At 36.3% G+C, this 17,596-nt stretch carries 19 protein-coding genes; 1 reads left to right on the forward strand and 18 read right to left on the reverse strand.

Going from position 1 to position 17,596, the window contains the following annotated elements; genetic code table 11:
* Window positions 1-5: 5 nt before the first annotated feature.
* From JEM49_RS09415 to JEM49_RS09500, 18 genes are all read right to left on the reverse strand, one after another.
* Complete coding sequence (locus JEM49_RS09415) at window positions 6-737, reverse strand: 3-oxoacyl-ACP reductase family protein (RefSeq protein ID WP_087176168.1); 732 nt, start codon at window positions 735-737, stop codon at window positions 6-8.
* A complete protein-coding gene (locus JEM49_RS09420; RefSeq protein ID WP_201874786.1) occupies window positions 721-1,665 on the reverse strand; it encodes an ACP S-malonyltransferase in 945 nt (314 codons plus the stop codon). Before JEM49_RS09420 ends, JEM49_RS09415 begins: the two co-directional genes overlap by 17 nt.
* On the reverse strand, window positions 1,665-1,910 hold the full coding sequence (locus JEM49_RS09425; RefSeq protein WP_087176170.1) for an acyl carrier protein: 246 nt from the start codon (window positions 1,908-1,910) through the stop codon (window positions 1,665-1,667). Before JEM49_RS09425 ends, JEM49_RS09420 begins: the two co-directional genes overlap by 1 nt.
* 19 nt (window positions 1,911-1,929) lie before the next feature.
* Complete coding sequence (locus JEM49_RS09430) at window positions 1,930-2,898, reverse strand: beta-ketoacyl-ACP synthase III (protein WP_241146309.1); 969 nt, start codon at window positions 2,896-2,898, stop codon at window positions 1,930-1,932.
* Between the two features lie 15 nt (window positions 2,899-2,913).
* A complete protein-coding gene (locus JEM49_RS09435; RefSeq protein ID WP_087176172.1) occupies window positions 2,914-3,351 on the reverse strand; it encodes a MarR family winged helix-turn-helix transcriptional regulator in 438 nt (145 codons plus the stop codon).
* A 61-nt stretch (window positions 3,352-3,412) separates the two neighbouring features.
* On the reverse strand, window positions 3,413-3,805 hold the full coding sequence (gene fabZ, locus JEM49_RS09440) for a 3-hydroxyacyl-ACP dehydratase FabZ (RefSeq protein WP_162606872.1): 393 nt from the start codon (window positions 3,803-3,805) through the stop codon (window positions 3,413-3,415).
* A 233-nt stretch (window positions 3,806-4,038) separates the two neighbouring features.
* Complete coding sequence (locus tag JEM49_RS09445) at window positions 4,039-4,938, reverse strand: aldose 1-epimerase family protein (protein ID WP_191335526.1); 900 nt, start codon at window positions 4,936-4,938, stop codon at window positions 4,039-4,041.
* 150 nt (window positions 4,939-5,088) lie between these two features.
* Window positions 5,089-6,492: an ATP-dependent protease ATPase subunit HslU gene (hslU, locus tag JEM49_RS09450; protein WP_098043678.1), complete on the reverse strand. Its 1,404-nt coding sequence runs from the start codon at window positions 6,490-6,492 to the stop codon at window positions 5,089-5,091.
* A gap of 10 nt (window positions 6,493-6,502) precedes the next feature.
* Window positions 6,503-7,027 carry an HslVU peptidase proteolytic subunit gene (hslV, locus tag JEM49_RS09455; RefSeq protein ID WP_014918884.1) on the reverse strand — a complete coding sequence of 175 codons (525 nt, stop codon included), beginning with the start codon at window positions 7,025-7,027 and terminating at the stop codon, window positions 6,503-6,505.
* Window positions 7,028-7,035: 8 nt separating this feature from the next.
* Window positions 7,036-7,944, reverse strand: a complete 909-nt coding sequence (gene xerA / locus JEM49_RS09460) for a site-specific tyrosine recombinase/integron integrase (RefSeq protein ID WP_098043677.1) — start codon at window positions 7,942-7,944, stop codon at window positions 7,036-7,038.
* On the reverse strand, window positions 7,944-9,260 hold the full coding sequence (gene trmFO / locus JEM49_RS09465) for a methylenetetrahydrofolate--tRNA-(uracil(54)-C(5))-methyltransferase (FADH(2)-oxidizing) TrmFO (RefSeq protein WP_025005758.1): 1,317 nt from the start codon (window positions 9,258-9,260) through the stop codon (window positions 7,944-7,946). The genes xerA and trmFO overlap by 1 nt, the downstream gene beginning before the upstream one ends.
* A 21-nt stretch (window positions 9,261-9,281) precedes the next feature.
* Window positions 9,282-11,396, reverse strand: a complete 2,115-nt coding sequence (gene topA, locus JEM49_RS09470) for a type I DNA topoisomerase (protein WP_201874788.1) — start codon at window positions 11,394-11,396, stop codon at window positions 9,282-9,284.
* 71 nt (window positions 11,397-11,467) lie between these two features.
* Window positions 11,468-12,316: a DNA-processing protein DprA gene (dprA, locus tag JEM49_RS09475; RefSeq protein ID WP_087176178.1), complete on the reverse strand. Its 849-nt coding sequence runs from the start codon at window positions 12,314-12,316 to the stop codon at window positions 11,468-11,470.
* 59 nt (window positions 12,317-12,375) lie between these two features.
* Window positions 12,376-13,131: a ribonuclease HII gene (locus JEM49_RS09480; RefSeq protein WP_098036278.1), complete on the reverse strand. Its 756-nt coding sequence runs from the start codon at window positions 13,129-13,131 to the stop codon at window positions 12,376-12,378.
* Complete coding sequence (gene ylqF, locus JEM49_RS09485) at window positions 13,121-13,972, reverse strand: ribosome biogenesis GTPase YlqF (protein WP_201874790.1); 852 nt, start codon at window positions 13,970-13,972, stop codon at window positions 13,121-13,123. The genes JEM49_RS09480 and ylqF overlap by 11 nt, the downstream gene beginning before the upstream one ends.
* Window positions 13,973-13,994: 22 nt before the next feature.
* Complete coding sequence (locus JEM49_RS09490; protein ID WP_201874792.1) at window positions 13,995-15,590, reverse strand: cation:proton antiporter; 1,596 nt, start codon at window positions 15,588-15,590, stop codon at window positions 13,995-13,997.
* Between the two features lie 46 nt (window positions 15,591-15,636).
* Window positions 15,637-15,867, reverse strand: coding sequence for a YozE family protein (locus JEM49_RS09495; protein WP_025005752.1), 231 nt, complete (start codon window positions 15,865-15,867; stop codon window positions 15,637-15,639).
* Window positions 15,868-15,869: 2 nt separating this feature from the next.
* Window positions 15,870-16,718 carry a DegV family protein gene (locus tag JEM49_RS09500; protein ID WP_087235574.1) on the reverse strand — a complete coding sequence of 283 codons (849 nt, stop codon included), beginning with the start codon at window positions 16,716-16,718 and terminating at the stop codon, window positions 15,870-15,872.
* Between the two features lie 137 nt (window positions 16,719-16,855).
* Here JEM49_RS09500 and trhA point away from each other — a divergent pair, with 137 nt between their 5' ends.
* Entirely contained in the window at window positions 16,856-17,515 is a 660-nt protein-coding gene (gene trhA, locus JEM49_RS09505) for a PAQR family membrane homeostasis protein TrhA (RefSeq protein ID WP_035434335.1), read from the forward strand.
* The last annotated feature ends 81 nt before the right edge of the window (window positions 17,516-17,596 follow it).

The raw sequence follows: 17,596 nt of genomic DNA on the forward strand, positions 1-17,596 counted from the left end.
TTCTCCTACATTGTCATTCCACCATCAACCACGATAGTTTGACCCGTAATATAGTCATTTTGTGCCAAAAAAATAGCAGTCTCTGCCACTTCGTTAGCCTCACCTAGACGAGTTAATGGTATCTGCTCTAAAATATTCTTTTTTACTCTGTCTGATAATTCAGCAGTCATATCAGTATTAATCATTCCTGGTGCAATGGCATTCACACGAATATTACGCATAGCTGCTTCACGTGCTGCTGCTTTGGTAAAACCGACTAGACCTGCCTTAGCTGCAGCATAATTAGCTTGTCCTGCATTGCCATGTAAGCCGACTATACTGGACATGTTGATAACCACGCCGCTACGCTCTTTATTCATCTTTTTAATAATTGCCTTAGTTAAAAAGAAAGGAACTCGCAGATCAAGATTAATAACTTGATCGAAATCCGCTTCACGCATCCCGATCAACATTTTATCGCGATTAATACCAGCGTTATTGATTAACACGTCAATTTTCCCATATAGATCCCATGCTTTTTTAGCAAACTCTTTTAAATCTGTTTGTGCTAAATCAGCAGATAAATACTGATATTCCGCGTTTTCACTATCTAGAATAGCCTTAAATTCGTCGCTCAGTTGTTCATGTCGTCCATTAATAATGACCTTTGCACCCGCCTTAGCGAACGCTAAAGCCATCGCTTGACCAATGCCACGGGTTGAACCAGTAATCAAAACTACTTTATTTTTTAATTCCATGTTCTTCCTCAATAAATTTTTGATAATCTGTCAAATTACCAATATGATAGTGTTCAAGTTTGCGGTCAACTTGTCGTGCAAAGCTAGATAAAGTTTTTCCTGGACCGATTTCAAGAGTAGCGTCAATTCCTACTTGATCTATCAAATATTGCACACAAGAACCAAAATGAGTTGGCACAGCTAATTGTCTTTCCATAATTTCAGCCCAGTCATCAGTAAATGGTTTAACCGTAGTATTAGAAATTACTGGGATTTCAACTTGAGCAAAAGAAACGTTAGCAAGTCGTTGATGCATTTTTTTGCTTGCCTCGTTAAATAAAGGCGTATGAAAAGCACCATTTAGTTTTAATTCGACAGCTCGCTTTGCTGCTTCCTGATCATTAATTTCTTGCACAGCCTTTTTAACTGCTGACTCTTCCCCACCAATTACAATTTGCTTAGGTGAATTAAAATTAGAAAAATATACTTGTTGGTCAGTATTTTGCAATGCCGTCAAAATTGCATTTACTTTATCAACATCTGGCTTGATTAACGCAGCCATGCTACTAGAAACTTGATCAGCATCTTCTTGCATATATTTTGCACGATCACTAACTAAACTAATTCCCTCTTTTAAAGAAATCGCTTTGCTGGCAATCATTGCCCCATATTCGCCTAAAGATAAACCCACCATTCCAGCAGCATTAAAATCTGGCAAATCACGTTGCAACATCCGATAAATTCCGGCTTCAAAGGCAACTAAAGCTGGCTGAACATGAACTGTCTTTTTCAATTCATCATGCTCGCTCTTAAAATCAGCAACAATATCTTGACCGCTAGCTTCACTAGCAATTTCTACTGTTTCTTTAAAAAGCGGATCAGCTAAGAAATTAATTCCCATACCTGCCCTTTGAGCACCTTGACCGCTAAATAGTAAACCGAACTTCATTATTTTTGCTTGTCCATTTGATCCTTAACAAAATCAACTAATTGACTAATAGTTTGAATACTATCATCAGCGTCAAGTTCAATGTCATATTTATCTTCAAGTTCATTCAAGATTTCAAATAAATCTAAACTATCGGCATCTAAATCTTCTTTAATATTAGTGTCCATAGTGATCTTTTCAGGTTCAACATCTAATTCGTCTTGTGCAATTTCTTGAACATCTTTTAAAATTTCTTCTTTAGTCATTACTTTTACCTCTTATTTTCTAAAATTTAAATATTAGTGTGGCTACGGTTAATCCTCCGCCAAAACCACTCATGGCGACTAAATCGCCTTTCTTAATTACTTTATTAGCTACACATTCTGCTAAGAGAATTGCCTCACTGGCTGCAGCAGTATTGCCGTATTCAGCAATATTCATTGGGAACCTGCTTAGTGGTTGATCCAATTTTTTAGCGACTTCCTTAATTATTCGTTCATTAGCCTGATGCAATAAAAAATGATCTATTTCATCCAAATTAACATTAGCTTGTTGAGCGGCCAGTAAAATAGATTTAGGAACTTGATGCGTTGCGAAACGATATACTTCTCGACCGTCCATCTCAAAAGCAGACATTTTTCGATCATTTTCAAGCAAATCCTTTTTCGGCTTAGTATGACCAGCAGTTAACTTATTACCCATATTTCCAAAAGTTTTTAAATCCTGGCCTAATAAATGCTGATCATTGCTTACACTTAGTAATGCAGCTCCAGCACCATCGCCAAACAAAACGGCTGTCAAACGATCATGCCAATCAATCAACTTAGATAAAACTTCCGCACCGATTACAATCGCTTTGTGCCAGTGATTGCTAAGCAAAATATTACGAGCTACAGAAATAGCATAAGAAAAGCCTGAACAAGCTGCAGACAAATCAAAGGCAACGGCATTCTTTGCTCCCAACATTCCTTGGACCATCGCCGCGGTACTCGGAGTCATATTATCAGGTGACATTGTCGCCACAATAATTAAGTCAATTTCGTCCGGAGAAAAGTTGCTTTTTTCTTGTAACTTCTCTACCGCACGAAATGCTAACGAAGAAGTATTTTCCTCTGTACTTATATGTCTTCGTCTGATTCCAGTCCGCTTACTAATCCATTCATCAGAAGTATCCATGAATGAAGCCAATTGATCATTTGTAACAACTCGTTCAGGCACTGCAAAACTAGTAGCTATAAACTCAACATCTTTCACGTTTTTCAATCCCATCTAGTGTGAATTGACGAATTTCTCCAAATTTTTAAAAGCGTGATAGATCGTTTGTAATTCATCATCATTTAAATTCTGCAAAAAGCTTTTAACCATCATGTTGTGATAAGCATGATAAGCACGGCATAATACTCGTCCTTTTTTGGTTAAAGCTAATCGAACTACTCTGCGATCTTTTTCATCACGAATTCTTTCTGCATATCCCTTACGGACAAGCCGATCGACTGTCGAAGTAACTGTAGCACGTGACAAGTGCAACTTATCGGCCACTTGCGAAACGGTTAGATGATCATACATCGTAATCGCATCGATTGCATGTAACTCTTTAACAGTTAAATCTTTGAACTGACTCTTTTTAAGTTCTTCTTCTTCAATGCGATTAATACCGTAATAAGTGTTGTAAAGCGCATCATTTATCTCTTGATATAAGTGTTTCATAATCTAGTTCCTTTATCGTTTATATTCAACTTAAATTATAAAACAAAATCATTTAAATTATTTAAGAGAAAGAAAGTTCTGCACTACAAACAAGCTTATCTTGGATATATGCTTCAGTTTTAAAAATAAATTCGTCTTTAAGCTTACGTTTAACTTTAATTGTTAACTGATCTCCTGGCTTAACCATTTCTCTAAAACGAGCCTTTTTAATTTGACTCAGTTTCAAAGCAGATCGATCATTATCAAGCAATACTTCACATCCCTGCGCTAACGCTTCAACGATCAATACTCCTGGCATCACCGGATTACCCGGAAAGTGCCCTTGAAAAAATTCTTCATTCATCGTTACATTCGTCAATGCAGTTAATTCATTCGAATTTTTTTCAAGAACACAATCTACTAAACTAAGCGGCTCACTACGTCCAGTTAGCCGTTCTATTTCTACGGCATTCAAGATCCTTTAGTTCACCTCTTTATTTTGTTTATCAAATAGTTTGATATTCAAATTATTTGATAAACAAATCATATTACTTTCATTTAAAATGTCAATAGTTCAATTTCGTATAGAAAATCTTAAAATTGCTTTATTTAAACAATGAAAGCCGTTAAATTTATTTTTATTTTTTCTCAAAAAACAAAAAAGCCTTCCAATCGGAAAGCTTTTAAAGTCAAATATTCAAATTATTTTTATTCTTCAGGATCTGCATCTGAGTGGAACGTCATACTAAAACCGGCTTGAAATTCTTTATTAGGTTCCAAATGATTCATGCCATATTTATGTTCTAATTGACCATCTGCATCATCTCTGTCAGCAATTCCCCACCATGGCTCAATACATACATAATCCGCTGTCTTAGGATATTGTGACCAAATACCAACAAATGGTGCATTTCTGGTCCAAACATTAATATGGAATTTACTCTTGTCAGTTCTAAGTGATACTTTATTATCGTGTCCATGTAATTCATAAATTAAAGCATCATTCTTAAATAATTCATCACTCAAGGAAATAAAACTATCAGTTGAAGCTAATGAGCGGTTATTCCAATCAAGGAATGCGTTCTTTAAAGGAATTTTCACACGAGCTACAGATGGATGCATATCGAAGAAGTAATCTTCCTTCTTTTCATCATCTTTTATTGGCAAGTTAAATCCTGGATGTCCGCCAACACCAAAGATCATAGTGTCATCAGATTTATTTAAAACGCTAAAGTTTTCTTCAAGTAAATTATTCATCAAATTATAATTTACTCTAAATTCAAATTTGAAAGGATAAACCTTATGGGTTTCTTCGTTATCTTTTAACAAGAATGTGATACTTTCTTGAGTATGATTTTCAACCTCAAACTTAGAATCTCTTGCAAAACCATGTTGTCCTAAATGGTAAGTCTTACCCTTATAAGTATATTCGTCATTCTTAAGTCTACCTACAATTGGGAAAAGAACCGGTGCATGTCTTTCCCAAACTTTAGGATCAGCTTGCCACATAAATTCTTCACCAGTATGAACACTTTTAACACTTTGAATCTCAGCACCTTGATCTGAGATTACAACTTTAATCATATTATTTTCAATAGTATAATCCATAACTTAATTTGTCCTTACTTAGCTTATTTAATAATATCAAAAATATAATGTAATCGCTTTGATTACCTATATTTTAACATTAATCATTAAACAAAACAGATGCTTTTAACAAAAAACAGCTGGATAATCAGCTGTTACTTAATTTATAAATTATAAAATGAACTTAGTTAAGTCCTTGTTCATGATAATGTCATGTAATTTTTCTTCAACGTATGCTTCAGTAATGGTAATTTCGCCCATTTCCATATCAGGACCTTCATAGAGAACATCTTCAAGTAATTTTTCAAGAATAGTAGAAAGACGTCTGGCACCAATATTGTCTGTCCCCTGGTTAACATCAAAGGCAATTTGAGCAATCTTATCAACTGCTTCTTGAGTAAAGATTAACTTAATACCATCAGCCTTCATTAAAGCAATATATTGCTTAAGCAATGAATTTTGTGGATCCTTTAAAATCTTGACAAAGTCTTCCTTAGTCAATGCATTAAGTTCTACTCTAATTGGAAAACGACCTTGCAATTCCGGAATCAAATCACTTGGCTTGCTTTCTGCAAAGGCACCAGCAGCAATAAATAAAATATGATCAGTTGAAACAGGACCATACTTAGTATTTACGGTTGAACCTTCAACGATTGGCAAAATATCTCTTTGTACACCTTCACGAGAAACTTCACCAGAATTACGCTTGTTACCAGCAATAATTTTGTCAATTTCATCGATAAAGATAATACCATTATTTTGGCTTCTCTCAATAGCGCGTTGATAAATAGTATCATAATCTACCATCTTACGTGATTCTTCTTGAATCAAGACTTCACGTGCGTCACGAACAGATAAAGTACGCTTAACCTTCTTCTTTGGCATAATGTCATTAAGCATGGAACCCATGTCCATTCCCATTTGTCCCATCATGTCACTCATTGGATTAGCTTTAGGAGCTTGTTCAACTTCAATGGTTACTTCACGATCTTCAAGCAAACCTTTATTTAGCTTTTCAGCAACATCCATCCGCTGATTTCTAACTTCATCAGTTACTTCTTCTTGATCGCCATTTTGATTATTTGGATTTGCACCGCCCATTAGCATAGACATCATGTCTTGCATTTGTTGCATTTGGTTTCCACGCTTTTCACGCTTAACACCAGGAGCAAGCAAACGAACCAATTGCTTGTTAGCTTCTTTAGTAGCTTGAGGCTTTACACGCGCAAATTGATCCTTTTCTTCCATACGTACGGCTTCGCCTACTAAATCACGGACCATTGATTCAACATCACGACCAACGTAACCTACTTCAGTAAATTTAGTAGCTTCTACCTTAACAAATGGTGCTTCTACAATTGAAGCTAAACGACGAGCAATTTCAGTTTTACCAACACCTGTAGGACCTGCCATTAGCAAGTTTTTAGGTGTAATTTCATGTTGCATTTGCTTAGACAATTGCATTCTACGATAACGGTTATAAAGAGCAATTGCAACTGACTTTTTAGCTTCATCTTGACCGATAATATATTCGTTTAAGATCTTAACTATTTCTTTTGGTGTTTTAATAGCCATACTTTACTCCTTAAATTTCATCGGTAACAATATGATCATCAGTAAAGACATCGATTCCTGAGGCAATTTTTACAGCTTCATGAGCGATTTCATCAGCTTGCATATCATTTGCATGACGTGTCATTGCAATAGCTGCTGCTTGTGCAAAGTTACCTCCTGAACCAATTGCCACAACGTTTTCATCTGGTTCAAGAACTTCACCATTACCTGAAATTAGTAACAAATCTTTATCATTAAATGCGATTAACATTGCGTTTAATTTTTGCAAAGTTGGATCCTTACGCCATGCTTGAGCCATTTCTACGGCTGCACGACGAAGATCACCACTATATGCTTCAAGCTTGCCTTCAAGCATATCTTGCAAGCTAACAGCGTCAGCAACACCACCGGCAAAACCAATAATTACACGATCATGGTAAATACGACGAATCTTACGTGCAGTTGCCTTAGCGATTACCTTTTCACCTAAAGTAACTTGTCCATCACCTGCAATTGCAGTTTTTCCATTAAATCTTACTGAACAAATTGTTGTCATATTAAACCTCAACTTTCTTTATTACGAGGGAAGTATTTTTCATAATCTGATTTTAAATGCGCCATTGTAACATGCGTATAAATCTGGGTAGCAGATAAACTACTGTGTCCTAATAGTTCTTGGACGCTGCGTAAATCCGCCCCATTATTAAGCATAGCGGTTGCAAAAGTATGACGCAACTCATGAGGGTGAACTTTTCCACTTATTCCAGCCTGATTAAAAGTTTTTTGCATCACATATTCAATTCCGCGTTTGCTCAAAGGCTTGCCTAAATTACTTAAAAAAACATGCTGTTCAGCATCATTTTTTAATAAATTAGGTCGTGCATCTTCAAGATACTTAACTAGCGATTTTTTTGTATGATCATCAAAAGCAACGTAACGATCTTTATTTCCTTTACCATGGACCAAAATCGTTTGTAAATTAAGATCTATTTGATGCAAGGTTAAATTGCTAACTTCACTTACACGCATCCCCGTAGCGTAAAACAGTTCAAATAATGCCAAATTACGCACTGTCAAAGGCTGATTACCTTTCAGTGAGTCAAATACCTGCTTCAGCTCGTTCTCGTAAAAAAATTCTGGTAATTTTTTCTCCCCACGTCTTAGGGCAATTCCCTGTGTGGGATCAATCTGGATAAATTTTCTTCGCGTTAAAAAGCGGAAAAATGAATGTAAACTCGACATTTGTCGCGCTTGACTGCTACGTGCTAATTTACGATCAGCTAAATTTTGTAAATAAATCTGAATATCACGTTCTTGCACATTCTTCCAGCCATCAAAGCCACCATTATTTTGCCAAAATTTTTTAGCTTCTAACAAGTCGGTTTGATAAGAAGAAATAGTTAAATCACTATAATGTCGCTCATTTTGTAAATAAGAAATAAAATGAGTTAATTCATCTTGTTTTTCTGACATTAATCTAAAACTTCCGCTTTAAATTTATCTATGCTTTCGATACCACGTTCACTAATTTTTTCGTGACGTTCACGCTTTTTACGGATCTTCTTACCTTCCCAGGCAGGTAAAAGCGCAAAACTAGCATTCATTGGTTGAAAATGCTTGGCACTAGTAGTAGTAACATAATTTGCCATTGACCCTAATGCAGTGTCTTTAGGAAAGGCAATTGGCTCCTCACCTAAAGCTTCACGTGCAGCGTTAATTCCGGCTACTAAGCCACTTCCTGCACTTTCAACGTAGCCTTCAACACCTGTCATCTGTCCTGCAAAGAACAATCCAGGACGCTTCTTAGCTTCGTAACTAGCAGTCAACACGTCTGGAGAAGCCATATAAGTATTTCTGTGCATCTTGCCGTAACGAACAAAACGAGCATTTTCAAGTCCAGGAATCATAGAAAAGACCCTCTTTTGTTCACCATACTTCAAGTGAGTTTGGAAACCAACGATGTTATACATTGAAGCAGCAGCATTATCTTGACGAAGTTGGACTACTGCATATGGTGTTTCACCGGTATGAGGATCTTCCAGACCTACTGGTTTAAGCGGTCCAAACAACATCGTCTTAGCACCTCGAGCGGCCATAACTTCAATTGGCATACAACCTTCAAAAACATCATTCTTTTCAAAACCATGTAATTGAGCAGTTTCTGCTTTAATTAATTCACGAGTGAAGTTTTCATATTGTTCCTTGTTCATTGGACAATTTAAGTAAGCAGCTTCTCCGCGGTCGTAGCGTGATTTTTTATAAACAATATTCATATCAATTGAATCCGCAGCTACAATTGGAGCAGCGGCATCAAAGAAGTGCAGACTATCTGTACCAGAAAACTTCTGAATTTGCTCAGCCAATGCGTCACTGGTTAAAGGACCAGTGGCAATAATAGTGATGCCTTCTGCCGGAATTTCAGTAATTTCTTCCTCATGAACTGTGACATTATCTAAGCCACGCAAAGTATCAGTTACGTATTTACTAAAACTGTCACGATCCACTGCTAATGCTCCACCAGCAGGAACTTGGGTCTTATCAGCGGCTTTCATAATCAATGAATCAAGATGACGCATTTCTTCTTTTAAAAGTCCTACTGCATTAGACAACTGATTAGAACGCATGGAGTTTGTGCAGACTAATTCCGCAAATTCGCCGGTTTCATGTGCAGGCGTCTCTTTTTGAGGACGCATTTCGTACAGGTCAACGTGAATTCCACGCTTAGCTAATTGCCAGGTTGCTTCACTTCCAGCAAGACCTGCTCCGATTACAGTTACATTTTTGGGCATTAAATCACCTTATTCTTAATTTTATTTATCTTCATTTTCTTGTGGTTCCTCACGGTAATTACCATTTGGACACAAGATAACTGGTCCTTTCTTCGAATGCTTTTCTACTAAGAAATGACCATCGTTAGGGCAGTTCCTGCCAATTGGTTTGTCCCATGATACAAAATCACATTCTGGATAACGTGAACAGCCATAGAATTTGCGATTTCTACGTGATTTCTTTTCTACCACTTCACCTTTACCACACTTAGGACAAACCACACCAATCTTCTTCACAATTGGTTTAGTATTACGACAATCTGGGAAACGTGAACATGCATAGAACTTGCCATAACGTCCCATCTTAATTACCATCGGTGCACCACAGATATCGCAGTTAAATCCAGCTGGTTCGTCTTTAATTTGTACCTTTTGAATTTCGCTATCTGCTTTGTTCAATTCCTTCTTAAATGGTTGGTAATATTCGTCAACTACACTTACCCATTGCTTTTTACCATCTTCGACTTCATCTAATTCATTCTCAAGATGAGCAGTATAGTCTACATTAGCAATGTCTGGGAAAAATTCTTCAACTAATGTATCAACAATTTCACCTAATTCAGTTGGAACAATTGAACGACCATCTAACTTGACGTAATAGCGACGTTGAATGGTATCAATTGTAGGTGCATAAGTTGATGGACGTCCAACACCATTTTCTTCTAGAGCGTGAACCAAGCTAGCTTCAGTATAACGAGCAGGGGGCAAAGTAAAGTGCTGCTTGTTATCTGACTTGGTCATTTTAACTTGATCGCCTTCTTGCAAGTCTGGCAATTCAACATTCTTTTCTTGCTGATTATCATAAACTTTAGTAAAACCAGCAAATTTCATTTTTGAACCAGTAGTTCTAAAAATTACGCCATTTTGCACAATATCTGCTCTAACAGTGTCATAAACAGCAGGAGTCATTTCACTAGCTAAGAAACGTGACCAGATTAGTTTATACAAACGGTATTGCTCTTTAGTTAAAACATCCTTTAATGATTCAGGAGTTCTATATACGCTAGTTGGACGAATTGCTTCGTGGGCATCTTGAGCATCTTCCTGATTCTTAAAATGTCTTTGACTCTTAGCAGCAAATTCTGCTCCATAATTTTCATGCAAGAACTTTGAGGCTTCTTGTTGAGCAACTGGAGAAGTTCGTTTAGAGTCAGTTCTCATATAGGTGATTAAACCAACAGTGCCCTGCTTGCCTAGACTAATTCCTTCATATAATTGCTGTGCAATGCTCATAGTTCTACGAGTTCTATAGCCTAAGCGTTTATTAGCTTCTTGTTGCATAGTTGAAGTAGTAAATGGTGCAGCAGGCTGTCTGCGACGTTGACGAGAAACAACTTTTTCAACAATAAAGTCCTTCTTCTTATCAATCTTTGCTAAAACTTCTTTAACTGCATCAATATTTGGCAATTCTGTCTTCTTGCCATCAACACCATAAAAAGCAGACTTAAACTTTTCTTTGTCTTTTGCAAACTCGGCATCAATTGTCCAGTATTCCTTAGGCTTGAAGTTCTTAATCTCTTTTTCACGATCAATAACTAGCTTCAAAGCAACAGATTGAACACGACCAGCACTCAAACCTTTTTTTACTTTAGCCCATAAAATTGGGGAAAGTGAGTAACCTACGATTCGGTCAAGAACACGACGAGCTTGTTGAGCATCAACAGTATCCATATCGATTGTTCGTGGATGCTTAAAACTTTCTTTAACCGCATCTTTGGTAACTTCGTTAAAAGTTACTCGGTTTTTGGCATTCTCATCTAAATTAAGAGCATGCGCAACGTGCCAAGCAATAGCTTCCCCTTCACGATCAGGGTCGGATGCCAAGTAGACTTCTTTAGCTTTTTTAGCTTCGCTTTTAAGTTCTTTAATTGTGTCACCTTTGCCACGAATGGAAATATACTTTGGCTTATAGTTATCTTCAAAGTCAATCCCCATTTGAGACTTAGGTAAATCACGAATATGGCCTTTTGAGGCAATAACGTGATAATTTCTACCCAAATATTTTTCAATAGTTTTAGCCTTTGCAGGAGATTCCACAATGACTAAAGTTTTTTTACGTTTTTTAGTTTTTGATTTACTTTTTGCTTTAGTAGGCATTAAATGCCTCCTTATTTAAATATTATTTTTTACTTTATACAGTCCAAAGATAAATAATACTTTGTTAATTGTCAAATCTTTTCGTTTTTGAATTTAAAATCAACAATTGGTGTAGCACCCGCTTCAATCAACTGATTAGGACCTGCCGACAACTTACTAGTAATTGGACCAGGGACCGCATAAATATCTCTATTTTCTTGTAATCCTAAGCTCGCAGTAATTAGTGAACCAGACTTTTCTTTGGCCTCTGTAACAATGATACTTTCACTCAAACCAGCAAGAATCCTGTTACGCTCGGGAAATCTATAGGGCCTCGGCGGCGTATCTGGCAGGTATTCACTAATAATTAAACCATTATTTTTTATTTGCTCTTGCAAGGAATAATTTTCTGTAGGATAAGAATGGTTCAAGCCATTGCCAACTACGGCAATAGTACGACCTTCATTTTTTAAAGTGGCTTCATGTGCCAAGGCATCTACTCCCCTAGCTAAACCGCTAGCAATTACTTTATTTTGATCAAGCAAATTTGGAACTAATCGATTAATTACATCCCTGCTGTATCGTGTCGGATAACGTGAACCAACAATCGTTACGATATCCTTCTTTAATAAAGACAAATTTCCCTGTGCAAATAAAATTAAAGGCGGACGATAAATCTGCCGGAGTTTTTCAGGATACTCTTCATCAAAGAAACTAATTACAATACATTGCCGCTCAATTTGGCTAGTCAGTTTGGCTAATTTATCATCATTAAAAGCCAATTGACATGCATTTATCAATTTTTCTGATAAATCCATCTCGTTTAAATCATCAATTTCAATTTCTAATCCCGGCTTCATTTGATTGGCAATCGTTAATAATTTTACGTAGCCGACACCCTTTTGCAATTTTAGTCTTAATAAAAATTCTTTCTTTTTCATAAAAAGCCTCCACTATTTATTACGCAAAAAAAGAGGCTTTTTTCTTTTAAAATCGAATTTTATTTAAAAAAATCACTTACAGGAGCAAAAGTCTTACGGTGAATCGGAGTTGGACCATATTTCTTTAACGCTTCAATATGTTCCTTAGTGCCATAACCCGCATTTCTAGGAAAACCATATTGTGGATAAATTTTATCATAATCATCCATCAATTTATCCCGAAATACCTTAGCAACAATAGACGCAGCTGCAATAGAATTGGATTTAGCATCCCCCTTGATCAACTCAATTTGGGGTATATCTATTGGTACATTCATAGCATCAACCAAAAGTGCATCAGGTTTTACATCAAGAGCTTTTACTGCTTGAGCCATCGCCTGACGGTCTGCTTCATAGATATTAATCTGATCAATTACAGCGGCACTTTTGACGCCAATTCCGACGCTGACAGCTTCTGACAAAATCTTAGGATAAAGTTGCAGTCTTTTTTCAGGGCTTAATTTTTTAGAATCATTCACTTCTAATAAATCAAAATTATGATCAATAATCACAGCAGCTGTGACTACTGGCCCAGCCAAAGGTCCACGACCAACTTCATCAACGCCAGCGACTAATTCTCCTTTTTGCCAAAATTGTTTTTCATATGAAAAGCGTTCTAAAAAAGCTTCTTTCTTTGCTAATAACTTAGCTTGCTTTTTTCGATAACTAACTATTAATTTCTGTACGCCCACCCGAGGATCTTTTTCTAATTCCGCTAATTGAGCCTCAGTTACATCATTTGATGATAATAATTCTTTTACTTCTTTAATTGTCATTGCTTGGCCTATCTAACGTAATTCTTCCAATTGCGCCCTTACGTAATCGCTGCAACATAAATAGTGAAAATCTATCATAATCATCACGCATACCATATTTTTCAGTCATTGCTAAAAGAATATCCGGATCTGACAAATTCTCAATATCTGCACTATTTAACTTAGAAAACTTAGTCAAATCTTTCAAATAGTGCTGGCGTAAATTCTCAAGTACATATAAAGCCACATCATCAGCATGAAATACGCTATCCTTAATTGCACCAAAGGCAGCCAACTTATAACCAACTTCTTGGTCTGAAAACTTAGGCCATAAGATACCCGGTGTATCCAAAACTTGAATATTACTACTGGTCTTTAGCCATCTTTGGCCTTTCGTAACGCCCGGCTTATTACCTACTTCAGCCACATTGCGTCCTACTAAGCGATTAATGATGGTCGATTTGCCGCAGTTAGGAATACCTGCAAGAGCTATTCTAATCGTAGGATTTGAGGCACCTCTAGCTTCCAGTTTTTTAGTCTTTTCTGCAGCAGCTTTTTTAACCATTGAGATTAACTTTTGCATATTGGTATTATGCAGTGAATCAATAGCCAAGACATATTTACCTGGTCCACTTAATTTAGTGGCCCACTTTTTAGTTAAAGCAGGATCAGCTAAATCTGCTTTATTCAAAATAATAATATGAGGCTTATTGCCTACTAATTCTTCTATCATTGGATTTCTTGATGATTCGGGAATTCTAGCATCAAGAACTTCAACTAAAACATCGATCAAGCCTAATTTGTCTTCGAGCTGATTTCGAGCCTTATTCATGTGACCTGGATACCATTGAATTGTTGCCATATTATCTCTTCTTTCTTTAATATTATTCTTCTTCATCACCTAAGAAAATTACTTCCGCAATCAAAATTTCTCGATATAATACCAAAAAGCCATGCCGATACTCTTGTTCTTGCTGTGCAATTTTTCCTAAATAATTACGTTCTTGTCTAAAAGCATAGCGATAAACTTCCGCTCTAAATTCTTTTTGATCATCTGTTAATTCTTTTTGTTTAACAGTATATTTAACTTCTCTAATAAAATCCTTAATAGAAGTTTGATTCATTTGTGTTCGCAAATCGAAATCTAGCTGCTTGCGAATCTTTTTAGGCAAATAAATCTGATTCATCTGCTTTAGTGCATAATGAACCATCGCCTTGCGTACACGATTTACTTCTTTCCTTTGATCTAAATCAGGCTTATCTTTTTCCAAAATAAATCTAAACACAACTGTAGGAACTATTAAACTTAATAAAATCAATACAATTTCACTAACTAAAATCAAATGAAAATCAGCAATATTAACGCTCATTTCACTTAAAGTATAAGCCAAGGCAAAAGTCACTGCACCATGAATTCCACCTAAACTAAAGATTAATGCGTCCTTTGAACTGACTTTTCCTTTAATTGATGGTGAAAATCGACAATAGAAAAAGCGCACTGCCAAATTCGCAACATATAAAATTATACCAATTAAAATTGCCTCAATCGTCTGTTGATTGAAAACATCATCGCGCATTGATCGAATAATAATAATTCCTAAAAGCAAAAAGACAGCACCATTTAAAATATCAATTATTAATTGTGAAAATTGGTGATTACTGTAAAAAATCGATGCATTCGTTAAACGACTACGCTCAGATTCTACGTTGTGAAGTAAACCTGCAGCTACCACAGCTATGATCCCTGAAACATGAATTTCTTCAGCTACAAAATAAATAATAAAAGGTGTCAAAAAGAATAAAACTTCCATGGGCATCTTTACATCAGATACCAAATGGTATTTTGATCTGAAGCTCTTTTGCCTCAAAAAGACTAGAATAGCCGCGATTAAAATTCCTAGCACAATTCCACCACCAGCAGAATAAAGGAAATCAATAATCGCTTCACCAACATGAAGCTGCTTATGAATATACCAATCTACTGCCATATTGAGCAGTATAATACCGGACGCATCATTAAATAAAGATTCATCTTTAAGATAAAAACTAATTTTTTTAGGCAGCTTTAGCCCGTGAATGACTGATTCAGTTGCCGTTGCATCTGTTGGTGTAGAAACAGCTGCCAAAATAAATGATAGTGGCAGAAAAAGTCCTATAGCATAAACTCCCAATCCTGCTACAACTGTTGCTAACACGATCATTACTACCGTTAAGCCAACGATTGCACGCCAGCTACGTAAAATACTATATAGCCGGGTTCTTTGGCCCTCAAAAAATAAGAGCGGTGCGACAATCAAGCCCAAAAAGACTTCTGAATTAAAATTTTCAATTAAAAGATTGGGCTGCGGCACTAACGCAATCGCCATCCCAATAACTAGGGCAATATAATTAACTGATATTTTTTGTAAAAATCGTTGCTGGATCATCGTTGCCATGGCAACAGCAAAGACGATCACCCCAATAAAAATCATTACTTTCATTTTATTTCTCATCCAATGAAAAAGCCCAGGCAACAGAGGCTTGGGCTTAATACATCATTTTGTCTTCGTACATTCTATATGCACGATCAAAAATAGACATACTTGGTAAATAACTAGCATTAAGTTCTAAATAATCTGACAATTTTTCATAATCTTGTTCCTGCTTAGGAAAAGTCAGATCATGCTGTGCGTTATTCGCAAATTGTGCTATTTCATCTGAAGAATCCGCATCACGCTGCGTCATCAAATAACGATAAAAACTTTCTCGATAAGCCATTTTTACTCCGTATAAAACATAACTGCGTAGGCACCATGACCTGCATGAGTAATAATAATTGGACTAGTTTCTCGAATCAAAATATCTAAATTAGGATTTACTTCCTTAAAACGAGCAGCTAATTTTTCCATATCATCTAGTGTATCAACATATGAAATACCTACTTGCTTAACCTGATCGCCCAATTCCTTCAATTGGTCAACCAACATATCATTAAACTTTTCGGTGAATTTCTTGCCCCGTCCCTTTTTAGGTACTAAGACTTTCCCATTCTTCATTTGCAAGAAGATTCTAATATTTAACATGCTGACTACACGACTAGCCAATTTTCCAAGTCGGCCGCCTTTTACAATATTGGTTAAATCAGGAATCATCATTTCCAAATACATATTGTCTTCCATTTTCTTCAGATGATCCAAGATTTCATCAATAGACTTGCCTGCTTGAGCATCTTTAGCTGCAGCAAGGACTTCATAGCCTTCGCTTCGATCTGTATAACCAGAATCATGGCATACAACCTTAGCATCAGGAACCATTTGAGCTGCTTGCTTAGCGGCATCGATTGTTCCACTAAGAGACTTAGCCAAAAAGATTCCTAACACTTCACTGCCATCAGCAGTCAACTTTTTAATTGTTTCTACAAAGCGACCAATTGGAGGCTGACTGGTCTTAGGCACATCACTGCCTTCATCCATTCTTTCAATAAAGTCGCGTCTAGTAATATCTACACCGTCAACATATGTCTTACCATCAATAGTTACTGACAAAGGTACAACAGTAATATCATATTTTTTTATTTCTTCTTCAGTTAATTGAACTGAGGAATCTGTCATAATTTTAATTTTTGACAATGTATTCGACCCCTATTCTAAGATGCTCACTTTAATTTTTATGATAAAATATGAGCAAGTAACATATAGTTAGTATATCAAAAATTTTCCAGAAGAAAAAAGGAATGATTGGATTGTTGGATTGTTGCATCACAAAAATGAAAAAACTTTGGCAGGAGCCAAAATTAAGATCGGAAAGATACTATTTACTTGATAACATTTTTAGTGCTATTACACATGGCATCGGCTTTGGTCTAGCTGTTGCAGGCTTAGTAGTTTTAATTGTTAAAGCTGCACATACTGGCAGTCCCATGCGCATAGTAACTTTTACTATTTATGGTTCATGCCTAGTCTTGTTATATTTGTTTTCAACTTTATATCATAGTTTAGTTTTTACGCGAGCTAAAAATGTCTTCCAGATTTTCGACCATTCTTCAATTTTTCTCTTGATTGCAGGTTCATATACCCCATACTCTTTAGTTGCAATTGGCGGTGCATGGGGTTGGACATTATTTGGCTTGATCTGGGGATTAACGATCTTTGGAATCATCTATTATATTTTCAACCGGGGAAAGCATGTAATTCTCGACACCGTACTTTACGTTGCTATGGGCTGGTTAGTAATTTTATCCGGTTCATACTTGTATGTGCGTCTTAGCCCAACAGGCTTTTGGCTATTAGTCAGTGGTGGTATTGCTTATACGGTCGGAGCGATTTTATTCAGTATGCGTAATGTGCCATTTATCCATACGGTTTGGCATTTATTCGTCATGTTAGGTTCAATTTTAATGTATTTTTCCGTTTTACTTTACGTTTAAAAGTGTCTGGGAAAAAACTAAATCCTAGGCCATGAAAAAAGAACGATGAAATTCTTCGCGAAAATCATCGTTCTTTTTCTA

This window comes from Lactobacillus sp. A27, from assembly GCF_016742815.1.
Classification (GTDB): Bacteria; Bacillota; Bacilli; order Lactobacillales; family Lactobacillaceae; genus Lactobacillus; species Lactobacillus gallinarum.